Here is an 18,283-nt window from a genome sequence, read left to right on the forward strand (position 1 = left end):
CTACTCCAACAAGTGACCACCCCACCCCAGTTTGGAGCGACAGCGTTCATAAAAGTTGTGACTGAGTGGATGAATCAGCTTCAAATGCTGAGGTTTCTTGCGGATCAGGACTTCGTCGCCTGGATGTGCCATGACATGAATTTGGCCATCAAAGGTCACTTGCGGGTTGGTACTGTTATGCTCACCCACGACCACTCGGATCAGGCTTTCACCGGTCACCACCATGGGCCGGCTGCTTAAGGTATGCGGGTTCATAGGCACCAGCCCGATGGCGTCCAGCTCTGGATGCAAAATGGGGCCGCCACCACTGAGCGCGTAGGCCGTTGAGCCGGTCGGCGTGGAGATAATGATGCCGTCGGAGCGCTGGCTGGTTACGAAATGACCATCGATGTAAATTTCAAATTCCAGCATGCGGATAAATTTGCCTGGGTGCAAAACCACATCGTTCAGCGCGTCACTGGCACCCATCAATTTGCCGCGCCGGTACACTTCTCCGGTCAATAGAAAACGCGGCTCTTCCACATACTTACCCGCCAGGACTTCACCGAGCTTGTCCTCAATGTCTTCGGGCACCACGTCGGTGAGAAAACCCAATCGGCCGCGGTTGACGCCCAGCAAAGGCACATTATGATCCACTAATGCACGTGCACCACCGAGCATGCTGCCGTCACCGCCGACGACAATGACCAGGTCACAGCTCTCGCCCAAAGCTTCAAGCGGGGCCAGGGCTTGCGCCGAAGCGCTGACTGCCGCATCCGCCAGAAGCTCTGCCGTGTCCTGCTCCAGGACGTATGCGATACTCTGGTCTTGCAGAAAACGAATGATCCGCCTTAAAGAGTAGGCGGCGCGCTCGTTGTCCAGTCGACCGACCAAGCCGATGGTGGAAAATACTGACATGAAGTGTTCCCGGCCTTTAAAGGTGTGTTTTGGGCGAGTATAACAGACGAAAACCCGGTGCCGGTCGAGGGAGCTCAGGAAAGGATGCCCTGGGTTTTGAGACACGCTGTAGATACGGCCCCTACGCGCTCCCGGCGCTTCGGGGCACTCCTCGCTTCCCTGCGAGTCGTCCATGTACGCTCCGCGTCGGCTTCCTGCCTCCGAGGGTCTCAAAACCCAGGGCATCCTTTCCTCCACCCACCTTAAACCTTAAGTAAAACGCTTTTATGTCAATTCTAGCTTTGAAATTCAGCGCCTTTCGCCACCAGGCGGTACGTGATCTGGCGTGGAGCTGCTTCAGCCCCTCGCTGATGGACGCCTTGCCCGGCAGCGATGCAACGCTGCTGGCGCCAGTCCCTGATGCCAGAGATTGGCTCTGGCTGGAGCAATTGGATCACAACCCCCAACCACTCCTGGACGCTCTGGCTATTAACCCCAGCAATCGTTTGGGGCTGTATTTCGAGAGCTTGTGGCGTTTTTATTTACAGCACCATCCAGACTGGACCCTACTGAGTCATAACCTGCAGGTCGAGAAGGCCGGCCGCACCCTGGGGGCGTTTGATTTCCTGTGTCGATATCAGGATCAGTACTGGCACCTGGAGCTGGCGGTTAAACTGTATCTCGGTCTGCCGGGCTCGAACGAACCCTCACGCTGGGATCAGTGGTGGGGTCCGAATGCCAATGATCGACTGGATATTAAACTAGCGCGGCTGACGTCGCATCAGCTGCCACTTAGCCAAACCGACGATGGCAAGGAGATACTGAGTCGTTTTACGGAGCGGGAAGTACCCTGGCGACGCGGGCTGGTGCTGAGAGGCTATTACTTTTATCCGGGCGGGACGAACCTGGCACCACCGGCCGAAGCCCACTCGCAGCATCAGCGTGGTAGCTGGTGGCATTTGACGCGTTTTCTCCCCCAACTGGACGGTGCCTACTGGTACCCGCTGGCAAGAAAGGAGTGGCTGGCACCGGCACAATTACGTGCTGAGCAGGTTCCCCTTACGGGAGCAGCCATGACAAAAGAATTGATGCAGACGGTAGGAGGGACAGGACGACCGGTGCTGCTGGCCAAGATGCAGCAGCGTGATCTTGGCTGGCACGAACAAGAGCGGGTGTTCGTGGTGCCGGATTATTGGCCCAGCACTGCCCTGCCGTGACGTAAGACGTAGTTTGAATCGCGCTCCAACAGCGTTTCCCATTCAGGGTCATTAAACAGCGACGGGCAATCCTCCAGCGCCACGGCATTATGCCCCAACTCCTTAAGGAGGTGAGCCGCCGCTCGGCTGCGTCGACCGGTATTGCAGTAGCAAATGTACTGCACCTCTTTGCTCAACAAGCGGGACTTTATAGCCAGCAAACTAAGCGGGATGTTGGCCGCGCACGCTAAATGCCCCTCGCTGTACTCCTCTTCGCTGCGCATATCCACGTAGACGGCACCCGTCTGAACGGCCTTAGCCATGTTCGCTAGAGGCAAACTGTCGACGCGAGGTTCACGCAACAGGCGATAGAAATCATTTTTTGATAGCCGCATCAGCACGCCATCGGTCAGCATTCTCACGCTGGCATTGCGCGGAGCGTCATTCACCAGCGCGTCTTCGCCAAAACAACGGCCGGTAGTAATGGTAGCCAGGTGCTGACGCTGCTCACCTTGGTGGCGAATGACGTCCGCTTGACCCTCTTTAATAAAGTAACAGCAATCGCCCAGCTCTCCCTGACGGATGATGGTATCGCCGGCGTAAACCACTTGCGGCTCCAGACGGGAAAAAATGTGCTCTACGTTGATGGGCGGGACTTTGAAAAACAAATTGGACTTGAGCACGGTCATCATCCACTCAAAATCCTCGTCCAGATCGCGCTGGCGTGACATATTCAACTGCAGATAATCGCTGACTTGGCTCCAGGTTAGGAGTTTGTCCAGGCGCTCGCCATCGATGCGCAAAATACTGCCGTCAGTCTCCGCTACCGCCGTTTCGCGACGCGGCTGATAAGCGCTCAAAGGCATGAGTGTGGAGCGCCCCTTCACCTGGCAGCGATTACCCTTGGCATCTGTCAAGGCCACATCGCCGTGCAACAGATAAAAGTGATCACCGTCGAATTTTCCCGCCGAGAACAAGGTCTGCCCGGCAAAGGTCATCTCCACCGAACTGTTGTGCAACAAATCCAGCAGGTGCGCCTCACTCATATCTTTTAACGGCACCAGTGTACGCGTCAACGCAAGGTCGAATGCGGTTCCGTTCGGGTTGTCGGCTTGTGGTGATAGCAGCATAGAATTGCGCTTCCTTAGTTAGCCACGCAGCGTTGTTTTTTATTGTTAGGAGCCATTGCGTCGGGCGCCCAAACAGGGGCCTGGTCGAGAAAGCCCCGGCGCCCCTGCAGGCCGCCGGTGTGTATCGCCACCAAGCGACTACCTCGGGGCCAATAGCCACGCAGGGCCAGTTGTTCTATTCCCCAAAACATCTTCAGGGTGTATACCGGGTCCGCCAAAAGCCCCGAGTCATGCTCGAAGCGGTGCCAAAAATTCTGCAGGTTCGGTTTGAGCTTGCGCCCATAACCGCCACCGTGAAACCCGCTGATCAAACGCCAGTTTGACGAATCGCTGCTCCGACGCACTTCGGCGCCGAGGCTTCCCTCGCCCTTGAGGACAGAAAAACCAAGCGCGATTTTGCCGCTGGGTAAGCCACTGGCGACACCCGCCAAGGTGCTTCCAGTACCACTGGGCAGACAGACGGTATCGTAAGCTCCCTGCAGCGTTTCATCCAGCGCCCGACCCATTTCGCGGGTACCCTGGCAACCCAGATCATTGGCGCCGCCTTCAGGTATTGCAAACAGAGCACTATAACGGTCTTGCAAGGGCTCCAAGACCGACTCGGATTGCCGATACTGTTGGCGAGGAATGAAATGCAGATTCATTCCGAATGACTCCGCATCCTGCAAAGTCGGGCTCAAACTTTTGGGGCGCTCACCCCGCACCAGTCCGTGGGTCGTGAACCCGTAGGTGCGTCCTGCGGCGGCTAAGGCGTGCAAATGGTTCGAATAGGCCCCACCAAAGCTGACCAATTGAGTATAGCCACCCCGGCGCGCGGCGCTAAGATTATGGAAGAGCTTATAAAATTTGTTGCCGGGCATGGCTTCATGCACCAGGTCATCCCGGCGCACCAGCACTTCTATACCCAAGCGGGACATGATCGGCCAATGCACTGGATCGTGAGGCACGGCCAAGGCCCGTTGACGAAGCTCCGCTAACTCTAAGGATGCATTGGGGTCGGCCTGCAAGTTCATCTCTGTTCGGCCGTACGCTGTTGCCCAACGTCCTGATGCACTGGACAGCGATCGCTTTCCCCTGGATGAAAGTCACTGGGATTATCAATACGAGCAATCGGGCGACCGCAGCCCTGACCATTAGAGTCTACAGCGCAACAGGCGGGGCTCTGGTAGTGCATGAGCCACTGACGGTAGTGATCCGCATCGACGCCACATTTCTCGGCGGCATAAGCCATAGGATCGTTTAGATATCGGCCCATATCATCAAGCGTGATGGTCATGTGCCCGGCACCGGGCTGGAAGGTAACGAAGTTGATTCCCGCCTGACTGAGTTTGTTCAAAAGGTGACCGCCACCCTGATTCAAAAGGGATTGGTTTTCCTCTTGTAAGCGGGCGATTTCGTCTTTGAGGTTACTCTCCTGCTGGTGGCGATAAAACAGCTCCATCTCCCGCATATCCAGGCGCTCCTGAAGCTCGGTGATGGCCGCTTGCACTCGGGCCGCCAATTCCATCTCATAGTTTTCCTGCAACGCCTGCAGTTGACTGCTTTCGCCTTGATGAGCTGCTTCGAGTTTGTGGGTAAAATATTCCCGCATGCCCTCGATTTTTTGCACCTGGGTGTCGAAGTTTTCCCGCAGCGATTGATGGCGCCGGGTCAGTTCTTCATTCTGCTCCTGCAATTGATGTATTTTGTCCCGATAGAGCTGTATCCGCTGTTGATGCTCCTGCTGCAACTTTTGTACTTTTTTCGCCTGTCGACTGCTGAGCGTGGTCACGCGCAAACGCTGCTCGCGCAGCATGTGGGCCATGCGGTCACGCAGCTCCTGGGAATAATGTTGATGCAATTTTTGTTGCAGCTGTCGGTGGCTTTTATCCTGTGCCGCTTTCTCGCTCGCTGGCGTTTCCTGCACAAGCAAACCAAGCCGGTTGACTTTTACCGCTTTGCGCATCAACACGAAGCTGTTGCGGCCCGGGTCCATCTGAGGGTCCCACAGGTTTTTCTGCTGCCATTCGATGGGGCATTGGCTAAAGCACACCAGTTTGATGGGGCCAGCGCCCAGGTCCGGCCCCTTGGCGGCCATGCTAAGCATTTGCTCCAAGGGGATATTCCAGTGGGGACTGGCTTTACCGGAAGCGTCAAAATCTAGCAGAAAGAACGCCGCCCCGACGATGCACAACTGGGAATCTATACGCAAATAGACGCCTTTGGCCGTGCTACCGGCGTGCTCGGGCATGGGGACGAAACCATCCAGGATCGCTTCAAATTCGGGATAGAGCATTTCCCGATCGATCGCATCCCCACTGAAAAGTAAGACAGCTTCGTTTAGCTGCGGAGTCTCTTGGGACATAAGCCGGTCCGACGGTGAGAGTGAACTGAGTATAGGGCATCCCCGGTCACATCGTGAGCCGGATTGGCGCCTCAGCACTCATTATGCCGAAGGCTTGGCAGTGACGATGTGACGGGTTAGGCAGATTGTAGCGAGGGGGAACGAGCGAACTGCGGAGGGATGGCCTTAAAGGTCGGAATAATCCTCCGCTTGATCGTCGTCTTCTTCGTTAACTAACTCAAGTAGTTCTTCTACATAGTCTTCCATAGCGTACCTCTCCTGTTTAACTGTGTTTAAAAATCGGTCATTGGTGTATGGGTCTGTTCCAGAAGATCTGGAATCCAGCACAAAAGTAATCCCTCCCTATAGAGATCCATTGGGGGAGAAATTACCATGGTTATGTGACCGTTTTGTGACCAAAGAGTTCGATATGTGATCGAAGTCAACCTAGCGGCGAGGATGAGGTGACGAGGGGCGGATTCTTCTACTCGGGGGCCTGCTGCAGGCGGCTGGGGCGTTTTTTCCAAGCATAAACTGGTGGGGGCTTTTTTGAATAGTTCCGGGCTGGCGGAAAACATGGGCGCCATCCTTGGTGTCCACACCGGGGCGGGAAAAGCATTGCGTCATTACCGCGCAAGCGCACTGCTGTCAGGAATTTTCTTGGGTAGATAGAGGAGATCCACGATTTGCGGCAGCTTCGCATCAGTTTTGAATGTCAGACACTCAAAAATTGGCTGATAGCGAGCACTTCGTAAGAGAAGTCTCAGGCACTTCCCAGGAGGCTTTTCGAAAACGCCGTAGACCCATCCCTGGGGGCTCTCCCACAAGGTCCCTCTTGTGAGAGTTTCGAAAAGCCTCCTGGGAAGCGCCTCCGTCGCCGCAACTAAGGCATTCTTGCCCATGGGTTTGAGAATAGAGTGCTGAAGCGAGGGCTAGAAGGGGCGTGCAGGGTGAGTGTTCAGCAAGCCTCAAAAGAAGGACCTTTCGGCCGGCGCTCCGGTGAGGCAGTCCCCAGGGAGGGGTTTACGACGTTTGCTGAACACTCACCCTGCGCGGCCCGAGGGCTAGCTTACGAAGCTGCTAATTCGATTGTTTATTCCAGACAGCAGTACATGAAAGCGAGGACCAAATATCTACACGGCTGAGTGCGACTGACTGGATTCCCGCTTTCGCGGGAATGACGAGGGTTCTGGGGTTCGAGCCCCGTCCGCGCCCAGCCACGGCGGTTTTCTTTCAGGCATAAAAAAAGCCCCAACTTGTGGGGCTTTTTTGAATAGTGGCGGACCGGACGGGAAACACTCGGGCCATCCGTGACCCTCGCCCTTCGGGCAGCCTTCGGCTGTGCAAATCGGCTATCCTACCGATTTGTCGAACCCTGGGGTTCGAGCCCCGTCCGCGCCCAGCCACGGCGGTTTTCTTTCAGGCATAAAAAAAGCCCCAACTTGTGGGGCTTTTTTGAATAGTGGCGGACCGGACGGGAAACACTCGGGCCATCCGTGACCCTCGCCCTTCGGGCAGCCTTCGGCTGTGCAAATCGGCTATCCTACCGATTTGTCGAACCCTGGGGTTCGAGCCCCGTCCGCGCCCAGCCACGGCGGTTTTCTTTCAGGCATAAAAAAAGCCCCAAACTTGTGGGGCTTTTTCGAATAATGGCGGACCGGACGGGACTCGAACCCGCGACCTCCGGCGTGACAGGCCGGCATTCTAACCAGCTGAACTACCGGTCCGCGAATGTCTTGGCGATACGTTGTTAGTGGTCAACTTCAACCAGGCTAACAAATGGTGGGTGGTACAGGAGTCGAACCTGTGACCTACGCCTTGTAAGGGCGCCGCTCTACCAACTGAGCTAACCACCCTCGCCGAGAGCTGCGCATTCTACCGATTTAAGAATCCATGTCAAACACTTTTCACAAATTCCCTAAAAATCGGCCAACATATTGATTATTGGGCATTTTTTGACCATTTTCGCCTACACTGTATGGGTCGCGGAGCTGTGCTGGGCGGGGGATTCGTTTTTCGCTCGGGCTCTGGTTACAATGACTTGACTGAATCCGCTAATAACCGGGGTCTACCGTGCCCATACAACGATTCGCACCCGCTTTATACGCCTTCACGGTGATCGGATTGTGCCTCCCTGCCAGCGCATGGGGCGCTGAGCCGTCGGGTTCGCTGGGCATAAGTCTGCTGGTAGCGATTCTGCTTCTCTTACTCCTTCAAACCTTGCTCATTGTGGGGCTGCTGCTCAGTCGGCGACACAATAAACGTGCGCAGATTTCGCTTAAAGACACTCAAAAGGAACTGGAGCGGCGCATCGCTGAGCGTACCGACAGCCTGCATCAGATGAATAATCAGCTCCATGATGAGATCGCTCATCACCAGGCGACGGAGATTCTCCTTCGGGAAACGCAGGACTATTTGCACAGCATTATCAACTCCATGCCCTCGGTGCTGATCGGCGTTACCACCGAAGGCCACATCACCCACTGGAACAGTGCTGCCGAGCTGGCCACCGGCCTGACGGCGGACGAGGCACTGGGGCAACATATCAGCGCCGCCTACCCCGCACTGCCGGTAAAAATGGACATCATCGCCCGCACGATCGACACCGGGGTTCCTTACGTCAATGAGAACATCCAAGATGGCCAGGGCAGTGAAGCGCGCTACACGGATCTGAGCATTTACCCCCTGATCGCGGTACAAGCCATAGGCGCGGTGATTCGGGTTGATGACATCACCATGCGTGTGCGTATTGAAAACATGATGATTCAAAATGAGAAGATGATGTCTCTGGGCGAGCTGGCCGCGGGTATGGCCCACGAAATCAACAACCCTTTGAGCGCGATTTTGCACGGGGTGCAAAACATCACCCGGCGCACTTCACCCGAGTTCCGGCAAAATCAAAAAGTGGCCGAAAAACTGGGGATAAGTCTCATGCAAGTTCACGCCTACCTTCAGGAACGGCATATTTTCAAGTTCCTTGACCACATACGCGAGGCGGGTGAACGCTCCACGCACATTGTCAGTAATATGCTTGAGTTCTCTCACAGCAACAACCGGCATCGAGACAGCTTTGATTTGGTCCGGGTGATCCAACACAGCCTGGATTTGTGTCACAACACCTTAGACATCCACACCAGCATGGGTCTGGAGAAGCCCGAGATCGTCAGCGACTTGCAACCGAACATTCCCCCGATACTGGGCTCGGCGGCCGAACTGCAACAGGTGATTCTCAACCTATTGCGAAATGCCATTCAGGCCTTCGTGAGTGAGGACTATGGCCCACCGCTGGACCCTAAAATTACCCTGCGTGCATACAGCCACAAAAATACCGCGGTTCTGGAGGTCGAAGACAATGGACCGGGGATGAAGGAAGAAGTACGGCGTCACATTTTCGAACCTTTTTTTACCACCAAGGAGGTTGGCAAAGGCACAGGGCTGGGTTTGTCTGTATCCTACTTTATAGTCACAGAGCATCACTCGGGCACCATCGAAGTAGACTCGGTGCCGGGAAAAGGTACGCGATTTATCATTCGCTTGCCGTTTGCGCAGAGTGTTAAGAATACGCAAAGCACCGCCAAGAGCGCGTGATGGTATACGAACACAAAAATAGCCCGAATAAAAACAGGACCCATCGACCATGAAATCCACTGCCTCTTTTTGCCTTTCCCGCTCACCTTTTGCCGGCGCGTTGCTCCTGGTAGTGGGCCTGTTCGGCTGCGCCAGCCCAGAGGTTCCGCCGGCCACCGAAGTAGAGCTGGACATGGCATCACGGCAAATTTTGCGCGAAGCCGTCTACGTTAATACGATACTGGACAACTGTGCCCGTTTTAGTCGGGAGCTGGGCGAACAAGCTGGCCTATTGCGTCAAACCTGGCAGGATAAGAATGGCGATTATTTGGCGGCTGCCGATGCTCATTTTACTGAACGACTTGCGGATGACACCGTTCAATACCGAGGCGCTCCCCTGGCCTTGTCGGCGATACAGCTTAGCCACCGCCATCAAACCCGTGCACATGAAGAGCTTCGACTGGATCAGCGCAGCCCCAACAATCAACGCATCGTCTGCGAGCGGCGCCTCAACACCATGGAATCCAGTTTACAGCGCATAACCCCAAATCAGGGTCAACGCAGCACCTTGGTGCTGGACACGCTCCTATCCAGCCACCCACAAGCGGGGGAAACCCTGGCGACTGTGCCCACCCTGGGCGTACATATCGCTCGCAATCAGGAGCCAGGCCGCTCTTACTACCAGTTGCTTGAACAGGAACAAGGCGAATGCCCTACTCCTGAACTGCGGGTTATCGACAACCAGTGGCCGCACGAAGCGTACGGCGCTTACTGCGAATCCATACCCTACGCCTTCATTAAATGCGAGTGGGGTGAGTGCACCCGCCGCTAGTAGGTTATCCTACGCCCAACCTTTACCGTCGTGACTGAGAACTAGATACCGCATGCCCATAAACCGTGTTTTTCCACAGCAGTACCAAGAGCAATTGAACGATAAAGTCAGCCGGATCAAGGAAGATTTTTCCCCATTCAATCCGCCCGAAATTGAAGTGTTCTCCTCACCCAAAAGCCACTACCGCATGCGCGCGGAGTTCAAGATTTGGCACGAAGGTGATCGCGCGCATTACGCCATGTTTGAACCGGGCGAATACAAGCGGCCATTTGTGATTGACGAGTTTCCCGTCGCTTCGCAGAAGATCAACGAGCTGATGCCAGTACTGCTGGAGGCCGTGAACGCCGATCCGCTGCTGCGCCAGCGACTTTTCCAGATGGAATTTCTGACCACTTTAAGCGGCGACGCTCTCGTAAGCCTTATTTACCACAAAAAGCTAGACGACACCTGGGAGGTGGCCGCTCGCCAGTTGGCGGATTCACTGAACGTGGACATGATCGGTCGCAGTCGCAAGCAAAAGCGTGTGATTGGGCGGGATTTTGTGATTGAAGAGTTGCAAGTGGGCGATCGGGTATTTTGTTACCAACAAGTGGAAACCGGATTCACCCAGCCTAATGCCCGGGTGTGTGAGAAAATGCTGACCTGGGCCGTCGATAAGAGTCGGGGCTTTTCCGGAGACTTGTTGGAGCTCTACTGTGGCAATGGCAATTTCACCTTACCCCTAGCGCAGAACTTTGATCGGGTTTTGGCTACCGAGTTGGCGAAAAGCTCGCTGGCATCCGCGCAGTACAATCAGGAGCTGAACGGCATCGACAACTTGACGTTGGTGAGAATGTCCAGCGAGGATTTCTCCCAGGCACTGGACAAGGTTCGTCCGTTTAACCGGCTTAAGGACATCGACCTGGACAGCTATAACTTCAGCACCATTTTTGTCGATCCTCCCCGCGCCGGGTTGGATGAACACACTACGGAAGTCACGCAACGCTTTGACAATATTTTGTATATTTCCTGCAACCCCGAGACACTGAGACACAACCTGACGCGGATTATCCAGAGCCACGAAATCAAGCACTTCGCGGTCTTTGATCAGTTCCCCTATACCCCGCATCTGGAGTGCGGCGTGGTGCTGCAGCGCCGCTGATTGGATTTTTGCCTCTGGTTGCAGTTTAAACCAACGAGGCATGGCAGCGCTCAGGCGATTTTCACATACTGCTAGAAGGTCCGCCCCTGGATTCGCTGTGCTGCGTCAAGAATAAACTCCTGGTAGTGCACCTCCTGGGTAACACGCTGTTGGTCGAGCGCAAATTGTTGTTTGGGCGAGAGCTTACGCCATTCTTCCAGGATGGGGATGTGGCTATTCGCTTCCGCCAATTGGTAGAAGGCTGAAAACTCTTCGCGCACCGGTTCCTCTACTCCCAGGCTGTCCAGTAACACGCTGATACGGATGCTGGCTTCGGTTAGGGTGATGTCATCATTGCCCACCGATTTTGCAATGATCTGGATACTGCGGTTTACCCGTTCCCGCTGGGCTTCGCCTTCACGCTCCATCACGGCCTGACGCTCATTTTGATCCCGCTTGAGCTTGTAGAGCCGATACTGCAATTGTACGGCGACAACCGCCAAAGCCAGAATGATCACCACGGCGATGACCAGCAATATTACTTCAAGCGTCATGTTTATTTCTCCGAAATTTCGATTTTGGCTCTGTGGGCCTGCAAAGGCAGAAGTGCTGCGATAGGGCCCTCGTTACTTTGTCATTCCCGCGTAGGCGGGAATCCATGGACGCTAGCGCTTGAATGAGGTGCCCTGGAAAAGCTGGATCGCCGCTTTCGCGCACTGGTGTCCAGAATAAATAATCGGGATAGCTTCGTAAGCAAGCCCTCGGGCCGCGCAGGGTGAGTGTTCAGCAAACGTCGTGAACCCAGTCCCTACGCGCTCCCGGCGCTTCGGGACACTCCTCGCTTCCCTGCGAGTCGTCCATGGGGACTGCCTCACCGGAGCGCCGGCCGAAAGGTCCCTCTTTTGAGGCTTGCTGAACACTCACCCTGCACGCCCCCGTAACCTCAAGCTATGGCATTCTTTTCTCAAACCCGATTCGCGGGAGGCTCGAGACTCTCAACCTTACGGAACACATCCCCTGCACCTGCGTTCGCGGCTTGAAAAGTCAACTGTCGTCCAACTCCAGGTGCACTTCCGATTGGTCTTCCAACAATCTCTCATGTTCGTCAGCGGCGTCTTCCACCAGTTCCCGGGCAATGCTCTTTTTGGTTTTAGCGCCAAGCCGGCGAATGTCGTCCACGCGTTTAACCAGGTTGCCACGCCCGCTGTACAAGCGCTTGTGGGCCTTATCGAAGGCCTCCTGGGTTTTACCAAGGTGCGCGCCTATGCCGTCGAGTGACTCCAGTAGCAACACAAACTGATCGTGTAGAGAGCCGGCGTCCCGGGCGATACGCTCGGCATTTTTGTTTTGTTTTTCATAGCGCCAAATGTTTTCTACGGTGCGCAGAATCGCCAACAAGGTAGTCGGGCTGGCCAAGATAATGTGCTTATCGTAGGCCTCGGAGTAAAGGTTCGGCTCGTGCTGTAGGGCCAGCATAAAAGCCGCCTCGATGGGCACGAAAATAAACACGAAATCCAGGCTTTTCACCCCTTCAAGCTTTTCATACTCCTTCACACTCAAGCCTTTGATGTGGCTGCGCAGGGAGTTGACGTGCTGTTGAAGGTAGGTCTGGCGCTCCTGAGCGTCTTCGCTATTGCAAAATTTTTCGTAATCCACCAGTGAGACTTTGGCGTCAATGACGATGTCTTTGTTTTCCGGCAGATGTACGATCACATCGGGCATACGACGCGAGCCATCGGCGCCGCTGTAACTGACTTGGGTGTCGTACTCCCTGCCCTTTTGCAAACCGGATTGCTCCAGAAGCCGCTCCAGAACCACTTCGCCCCAGTTGCCCTGAGACTTGGTGTTGCCCTTGAGCGCCTGGGCCAGGTTGACCGCGTCTTCGCCAATCTTTTGGGCTTGTTTTTGTAGCTCCACCACCTGACCAGAGAGCCGGTTGCGCTCGGCATTTTCTTTTTCGTACACGTCTTCCACTTTGCGGCGGAACTCGCTCAACTGTGTTTTGAGTGGATCTATGGTGGTCTCCAAAAGGCTCTTACTGTTGTTGGAGAACTGCTGCTGCTTGCTGTCAAAAATTTTGTTGGCGAGGTTTTCAAACTCGCCAGTGAGCTGCACTTTGGCGTCTTGGAGCAGTTTTAGTTGCTGTTCGTAACTTTTCCGCTCCTGGCCGAGGCGGGTTTGCAGCTCGGTGGCCTCGCTCCGCGCGGACGCCAGCTGGCTGTCGCGCTCGCGCAGCTGTTGTTGCAAATCGCTTTGGTACTGGGCTTTTTCCCGCGCCGCCGCCAGCTGCTGTTGCGCGTCACTCAAGCTTGATTGCAGCGAGTCCCTTTTTTGCTCCAGCTGAAGCAGCTGTTCCCGGCGCTCACGCGCTTGCTCTTCGTATTGCCGGAGCTGGTGTTGCAGGTCAGACTCTCTGAGCGCGAAATCGCTCTGTGACTGCTGATACTGGACTTCCAGATCGCGAGTACGGGCCGCCACGGATTCCTCCAGGCGGCGCCGGTACAGCACGTGCGTGATAAGCACGCCCACCAACAGCCCGGCTAAGAGGGCGAATAACGATAGTAAATCCGGGCTTTGCAAACGATGATCCTCAATAATAATGATAGGTGGCACCAGCGGCGGGGCCATGAATCCTGGAAAACTTGTGTGTCCGGAACCGGCCCCCTACAATCCCATCTTTTGGGACTCCAGTACACCTTTATGCTGCCGATCGAGAAACAGCGTCTTACGCAGAACATACGCCAGCAGTGTGCCCGAGGCTATCAGCTGTACGATGCCGGCGATTTTCAGGGCGCTCTGCGACTATTCTACCAAGCTTGGCTCACCCTACCCAAACCGCAAACCGACTGGGCTGAAGCGGGCTGGGTGCTCACGGCTATTGGGGACACCTACTTCCGTCTGGAGCGGTACCGGCCGGGCTGTGAGGCTCTGAGCTCTGCGTTGTGCTGCCCAAACATGGATCAGGCTCCGTTCGCTTACTTGCGCCTGGGCCAGTGTTTGTGGGAGCTGGGCGGTGAGGAGGAGGCCCGTACCGCACTCCATGAAGCCTATAAGCTGGCGCAGCTGGACATTTTCAAGGGCGAAGACGATAAATACCAGCTGGCCATCAGCGATTTGATGGCCGAGGCCCCTGCTCCCGAGGCCTCAGACCCGGCAACCCAGAGTCCTACCAACCCAAGTCCTATAAGCCAAAGTCCTATAAACCAAAGCCCCGAGTCTACTGAAGACCCTTTATGACCATAAAACGGAATCCCCGCATACTGGTATTTGACTCGGGCGTCGGGGGCTTAAGCATTGTTCGTGAGATACAGCGGCAGCGACCGGGTTGCGACCTGATCTATGCCTCCGATAACGCGGCCTTTCCCTATGGCACTAAAGGTGAATCGGAATTGGTATCGCGGGTCGATCAAGTGCTGCACCGACTGCTGGCGCACAGCCCGGCGGACATTCTGGTCATTGCCTGCAATACCGCCAGCACACTGACGCTGCCCCATGTGCGGCGGCATTTTTCGCAGCCTGTGGTGGGTGTGGTCCCGGCGATAAAACCCGCGGCCGCCCTGTCCCGCTCCAAGGTCATCGGCTTGATGGCGACGCCGGCCACGGTAGAGCGTCCATACACCTTGCAGCTGATACGAGATTACGCGGCCAACTGCACGGTGATTCCACTCGGCAATGCGGAGTTGGTACAGCTGGCGGAAGCGAAGCTGCGCGGAATAACGCCCGACATGAAAAGGCTCAAAGCGATCACTGCCCCTTTTACTGAGCATCGCGACGGTGCAAAGATGGATACGGTGGTCCTGGCGTGCACCCACTTCCCGCTGCTCCGGGACGAACTCAGTCAATGCCTGGGCTCACATATTGCGTTGGTTGATTCTGGAGAGGCTATCGCCCGGCGAGTAGATTACTGGCTGGACACCATGCAGCTTAACGGCTCTCACCAACCTGAGCGGCACCTGGCGCTGTTCACCCGCGACTCCAAAGAGATTGCCGAGCTCAGACCAGCCTTGGCGGATCTTGCTATCGACGCTCTGGATGTGGTGCCTGTATAGCGATTTAGATCTTGAGCTTACGCGCGGCAGCGGACGGGTCCCAATCAAATAAAAGTCGCATTAGCTCACTGGCGGGCACGGGTTTGCTGAAATAAAAACCTTGGGCAAAATCGCAACCGCAGATCTCCAAAAAGTCCAGTTGCGCGGCAGACTCCACCCCTTCAACCACCACTTTGTAGTTGAGGCTGTTGGCCATGGCAACAATCAATGAAGTAATGGCTCGATCCTCATCATCGTCCGGCAAATCCTGAACAAAACTGCGATCGACTTTTAAGCTATCCACAGGCAAACGCTTAAGAATACTCAGTGACGAATAACCAGTCCCGAAGTCATCAATAGCCAAACTAACTCCAAGCTCGCGCAGACGATTTAAGCGATCCAGTACAACATCCGTGTCAGCCATCAGGGTGCTTTCGGTGATTTCCAGTTCCAGACAGTTCGCATCCAGGCGGATTTCACGCACCACGGAAGTGAAGTCCTCCACAAAATCGGCATCATTCAACTGCCGTGCGGACACATTAATGGCGATTTTAACATTCTGATCCAAGGATTTTTGAATGGTTTTAGCCTGCTGGCAGGCGGTTCGAATCACCCAGCGCCCAATGGGCACTATCAAGCCGGAGTCCTCAGCCACCGGAATAAAATCATCTGGCTGGACCAATCCACGCTCTGGATGATGCCAGCGAATAAGTGCCTCGGCAGACACTATCTCCCCCGACCGCATATCGATTTGGGGCTGATAATAGAGCTCAAATTCGTTGTTTCGAATGGCCTGCCGAAGGTCGCGTTCCAGGTTCAGCCGGCTCTCCACTTCCAGATTCATCTCCGGCGTGTAAAAACGGAACGAGTTGCGCCCCTGATATTTCGCCTGATACATGGCTAAGTCGGCGTTTTTCATGAGCCCATCGGGGTCGCGACCATCATCCGGTGCAACGGTAATACCAATACTGGTGCCGACCACCACCTCCTGGCCGACTAACATCATGGGCCGATTCAAAGCGCCAATGATTTTACTGGCCACCACAAAACAGTATTGGGCGCTATCGACATGTTTAAGTAGCACGGCAAATTCGTCACCACCTAGGCGCGCAACACAATCTTCTTCGCGCAGGCAGCGCCGCAAGCGTGTTGCCACCTCGATCAGCAGCTGATCGCCCGCTTCGTGGCCAAGAGTATCGTTAATGCGCTTGAAGTGATCCAGATCCAGATACATCAGCGCCAAGTGGTGCTTCTCGCGCTCGGCCATGGATAGGGCTCCGCGCAGCTGCTCCTTGAACAGCAAGCGGTTTTGCAACCCCGTAAGCTGGTCGTAATACGCCAGCGTCTCCATCCGTTCCTGGTTCTGTTTGATGTCGGTGATGTCCTGGCCCACGCACACGTAGTGCTTAATCGCGCCATCCAGATCACAGATGGCGGAAATGGATTGCATCAGCCAAAAGTGCTCACCATTTTTACGCCGCGCGCGATATTCGGTACGCAACTCAGGTGCGCTGAGTGGACCGACACCATCAACTTGAGCTTGCAACCTGGCCTGAAGGACGGAGCGTATGCCCGCAAAAAAGTCATCGCCCTGTACATCAGTATCGAGCAGCAAAGCTTCTTCTGGTGTCAGTTTCGAATCGACGTCATAACCACTGAGTTCCCAAAACTGTGTGTTGGCATACTCCAATGCCCATTGGCGGTCCAGAATCACCACTATGCTTGAGCTGTGCTCGATGGCACTAATGAGTTTTTGAGACTCGAGATTGGCTAGCTCTAACTGGCTGATATTGGTATTGAGGCCACGAAACAGGTCATTGATCTTATTGAGCATACTGTTAACACTATGGCCCAGATTAGAAATCTCGTCCTCGCCGGTCTCCGGCACCTTTACTTGCCAGTTCTGAGCGTTTACGCGCGAGGTCGCTCTGGCCAAGCGCGCAATTCGATCCGTGACCAACAGCTTCAAGCTAAAAAACAACACCAAAGTCAGAAAGATCACCAAACCGACAATGTTGCTGTAAATAACCACCATGGTCCGACCGTGTTCGTCTTGGATCAGCTCCGTGGAGTACGCAAGACTCAAATACCAGTCCATGGTGGGCAAACGATAATGGCTGAGGCGGTACACCTCCCCATCCATTTCCTGGCTATGCACATGTCCAGTCGGGAGCACACCACTGATAGCAGCGTTAATGTATGCATCAAGCCCGGGGCTCCGCGCGGAAACATCGTTCAACAAATCGTAACTATCATCGGGCGCGGCTCTTCCTGGCTGTCCGCTCTGCAAAATTAATTCGCCTTCAGTATCGAACACAAAAGCGTTATAGGTGGCGATATCCGCGTCCAAGGACGCCAACTTGTCGAACAAATAGCTCATCTTCAGGTCCGCACCCAAAACACCCCGAAATTGGTCGCCTTCATACACCGGCGCCAAAAGGGAAAGCATCCACGTTTCGGTGTATAGGTCGTAATAGATGGGAGTCCAGCGAATACGCCGCTCCGGATTGTGCTCAGGATCGGCGTAGCGAAAGAAAATTTCCTCTGTGACATCGTGATCAGGGCGGTGGTTGGCAACGATCACCCCCGGCCATATCCGGCTGGCGCCCTCAGGCGTGATAAAATAAAATGCGTCAAATTTGGTTTTCAGTAGTGGCTCAGTGTGTAGCCATAAGCGGCCAGAGGCGTGAATCAAACGATTGAGCTGCTCATCCGGATAGACGCCTCTGGGAATAAATAACCCCGACTCACCTTGATACTGCCGAAAGGCTCCATCCTCATCTCGAAGTTGAGCGAAATCCTCCGATAGAGGATTTTCTGGTTGCCGATCTAAACTGGCCAGCAAAGATTGACGGGCTGCTGCCAGTAACGCCCCGCGCTCCTGAAAGGATTCGGCAACATCGTGCCGGTAGCGAAACAATAGCCGCTGAAGGCGCCTGTCGTGAGCTTCCTCAAGCCGATGCAACTCCACCTCCCCCTGCCACCAACCGATGAGGAGCCCGCTTGAGGCCACCAAGCACACGACAATAAGCAGCAGCTTGGTGTTAAGAGATTTCATCAACCGCATGAAAGAGAGGACCTATGCAAAAAATAAAGCTCCATCTAAAGCGACAGCGCGACAGTGCAACCGTGCGCATGACTACCTAAATTACGTATCCCAACTGAAGTCGCAGCGGTAGCCAGACTTCACTAAATGCGCCATGATAGCTGT

Annotated in this window: 13 protein-coding genes and 2 tRNA genes; 6 read left to right on the forward strand and 9 right to left on the reverse strand. The window is 54.9% G+C overall.

From position 1 onward, the window contains the following. A complete protein-coding gene (locus RBH33_RS14945) occupies positions 1–897 on the reverse strand; it encodes an NAD(+) kinase (RefSeq protein ID WP_306733020.1) in 897 nt (298 codons plus the stop codon). A 266-nt stretch (positions 898–1,163) separates the two neighbouring features. Between RBH33_RS14945 and RBH33_RS14950 the strand changes: the two genes are divergently transcribed. Beyond that, positions 1,164–2,093 (forward strand): DUF1853 family protein, encoded by a 930-nt coding sequence (locus RBH33_RS14950; RefSeq protein WP_306733021.1) that lies wholly within the window; start codon positions 1,164–1,166, stop codon positions 2,091–2,093. Here RBH33_RS14950 and RBH33_RS14955 read toward each other — a convergent pair. The 5 genes from RBH33_RS14955 to RBH33_RS14975 form a co-directional block, all read right to left on the reverse strand. Continuing rightward, entirely contained in the window at positions 2,066–3,202 is a 1,137-nt protein-coding gene (locus RBH33_RS14955; protein ID WP_306733022.1) for a cyclic nucleotide-binding domain-containing protein, read from the reverse strand. The two genes, RBH33_RS14950 and RBH33_RS14955, sit on opposite strands and share 28 nt — an antisense overlap. Before the next feature lie 14 nt (positions 3,203–3,216). After that, entirely contained in the window at positions 3,217–4,215 is a 999-nt protein-coding gene (locus RBH33_RS14960; RefSeq protein WP_306733023.1) for a 1-aminocyclopropane-1-carboxylate deaminase/D-cysteine desulfhydrase, read from the reverse strand. Next, the gene (locus RBH33_RS14965) at positions 4,212–5,546 is read right to left on the reverse strand and encodes a hypothetical protein (RefSeq protein ID WP_306733024.1); all 1,335 of its coding nucleotides are present in this window, start codon (positions 5,544–5,546) and stop codon (positions 4,212–4,214) included. The genes RBH33_RS14960 and RBH33_RS14965 overlap by 4 nt, the downstream gene beginning before the upstream one ends. 1,629 nt (positions 5,547–7,175) lie before the next feature. Beyond that, a tRNA-Asp gene (locus tag RBH33_RS14970) sits at positions 7,176–7,252 on the reverse strand. Between the two features lie 53 nt (positions 7,253–7,305). Beyond that, positions 7,306–7,381: transfer RNA gene (locus tag RBH33_RS14975), tRNA-Val, on the reverse strand. Positions 7,382–7,598: 217 nt separating this feature from the next. Here RBH33_RS14975 and RBH33_RS14980 point away from each other — a divergent pair. From RBH33_RS14980 to trmA, 3 genes are read left to right on the forward strand one after another with little or no spacing between them, the layout of a single operon-like run. Beyond that, the gene (locus tag RBH33_RS14980; RefSeq protein ID WP_306733025.1) at positions 7,599–9,113 is read left to right on the forward strand and encodes a two-component system sensor histidine kinase NtrB; all 1,515 of its coding nucleotides are present in this window, start codon (positions 7,599–7,601) and stop codon (positions 9,111–9,113) included. A gap of 49 nt (positions 9,114–9,162) precedes the next feature. Continuing rightward, positions 9,163–9,924 (forward strand): WASHC3/CCDC53 family protein, encoded by a 762-nt coding sequence (locus RBH33_RS14985; RefSeq protein ID WP_306733026.1) that lies wholly within the window; start codon positions 9,163–9,165, stop codon positions 9,922–9,924. A 52-nt stretch (positions 9,925–9,976) separates the two neighbouring features. Further along, positions 9,977–11,065, forward strand: a complete 1,089-nt coding sequence (trmA, locus tag RBH33_RS14990) for a tRNA (uridine(54)-C5)-methyltransferase TrmA (protein WP_306733027.1) — start codon at positions 9,977–9,979, stop codon at positions 11,063–11,065. A gap of 71 nt (positions 11,066–11,136) precedes the next feature. Here trmA and RBH33_RS14995 read toward each other — a convergent pair whose 3' ends face one another. Then, positions 11,137–11,598 (reverse strand): DUF2489 domain-containing protein, encoded by a 462-nt coding sequence (locus RBH33_RS14995; RefSeq protein WP_306733028.1) that lies wholly within the window; start codon positions 11,596–11,598, stop codon positions 11,137–11,139. A 490-nt stretch (positions 11,599–12,088) separates the two neighbouring features. Beyond that, a complete protein-coding gene (locus RBH33_RS15000) occupies positions 12,089–13,672 on the reverse strand; it encodes a DNA recombination protein RmuC (RefSeq protein WP_306733029.1) in 1,584 nt (527 codons plus the stop codon). An 18-nt stretch (positions 13,673–13,690) separates the two neighbouring features. Between RBH33_RS15000 and RBH33_RS15005 the strand changes: the two genes are divergently transcribed. After that, entirely contained in the window at positions 13,691–14,281 is a 591-nt protein-coding gene (locus RBH33_RS15005; RefSeq protein ID WP_306733030.1) for a tetratricopeptide repeat protein, read from the forward strand. Further along, positions 14,278–15,093 (forward strand): glutamate racemase, encoded by an 816-nt coding sequence (gene murI / locus RBH33_RS15010; RefSeq protein WP_306733031.1) that lies wholly within the window; start codon positions 14,278–14,280, stop codon positions 15,091–15,093. The genes RBH33_RS15005 and murI overlap by 4 nt, the downstream gene beginning before the upstream one ends. 4 nt (positions 15,094–15,097) lie before the next feature. Here murI and RBH33_RS15015 read toward each other — a convergent pair whose 3' ends face one another. After that, positions 15,098–18,139 carry a bifunctional diguanylate cyclase/phosphodiesterase gene (locus tag RBH33_RS15015; RefSeq protein WP_306733032.1) on the reverse strand — a complete coding sequence of 1,014 codons (3,042 nt, stop codon included), beginning with the start codon at positions 18,137–18,139 and terminating at the stop codon, positions 15,098–15,100. Positions 18,140–18,283 lie beyond the last annotated feature (144 nt).

It is taken from the genome of Marinimicrobium hydrolyticum (genome assembly GCF_030848505.1).
GTDB lineage: Bacteria > Pseudomonadota > Gammaproteobacteria > Pseudomonadales > Cellvibrionaceae > JAVDDU01.

Excerpts from the sequence above, each read along its gene's own strand:
- RBH33_RS14945 (WP_306733020.1), bottom strand. The coding sequence starts at position 897 with ATGTCAGTATTTTCCACCATCGGCTTGGTCGGTCGACTGGACAACGAG.
- RBH33_RS14995 (WP_306733028.1), bottom strand. The coding sequence starts at position 11,598 with ATGACGCTTGAAGTAATATTGCTGGTCATCGCCGTGGTGATCATTCTG.
- RBH33_RS14960 (WP_306733023.1), bottom strand. The coding sequence starts at position 4,215 with ATGAACTTGCAGGCCGACCCCAATGCATCCTTAGAGTTAGCGGAGCTT.
- RBH33_RS14965 (WP_306733024.1), bottom strand. The coding sequence starts at position 5,546 with ATGTCCCAAGAGACTCCGCAGCTAAACGAAGCTGTCTTACTTTTCAGT.
- RBH33_RS14950 (WP_306733021.1), top strand. The coding sequence starts at position 1,164 with ATGTCAATTCTAGCTTTGAAATTCAGCGCCTTTCGCCACCAGGCGGTA.
- RBH33_RS15015 (WP_306733032.1), bottom strand. The coding sequence starts at position 18,139 with ATGCGGTTGATGAAATCTCTTAACACCAAGCTGCTGCTTATTGTCGTG.
- RBH33_RS15000 (WP_306733029.1), bottom strand. The coding sequence starts at position 13,672 with ATGGCCCCGCCGCTGGTGCCACCTATCATTATTATTGAGGATCATCGT.
- RBH33_RS14955 (WP_306733022.1), bottom strand. The coding sequence starts at position 3,202 with ATGCTGCTATCACCACAAGCCGACAACCCGAACGGAACCGCATTCGAC.
- RBH33_RS14985 (WP_306733026.1), top strand. The coding sequence starts at position 9,163 with ATGAAATCCACTGCCTCTTTTTGCCTTTCCCGCTCACCTTTTGCCGGC.
- murI (WP_306733031.1), top strand. The coding sequence starts at position 14,278 with ATGACCATAAAACGGAATCCCCGCATACTGGTATTTGACTCGGGCGTC.
- trmA (WP_306733027.1), top strand. The coding sequence starts at position 9,977 with ATGCCCATAAACCGTGTTTTTCCACAGCAGTACCAAGAGCAATTGAAC.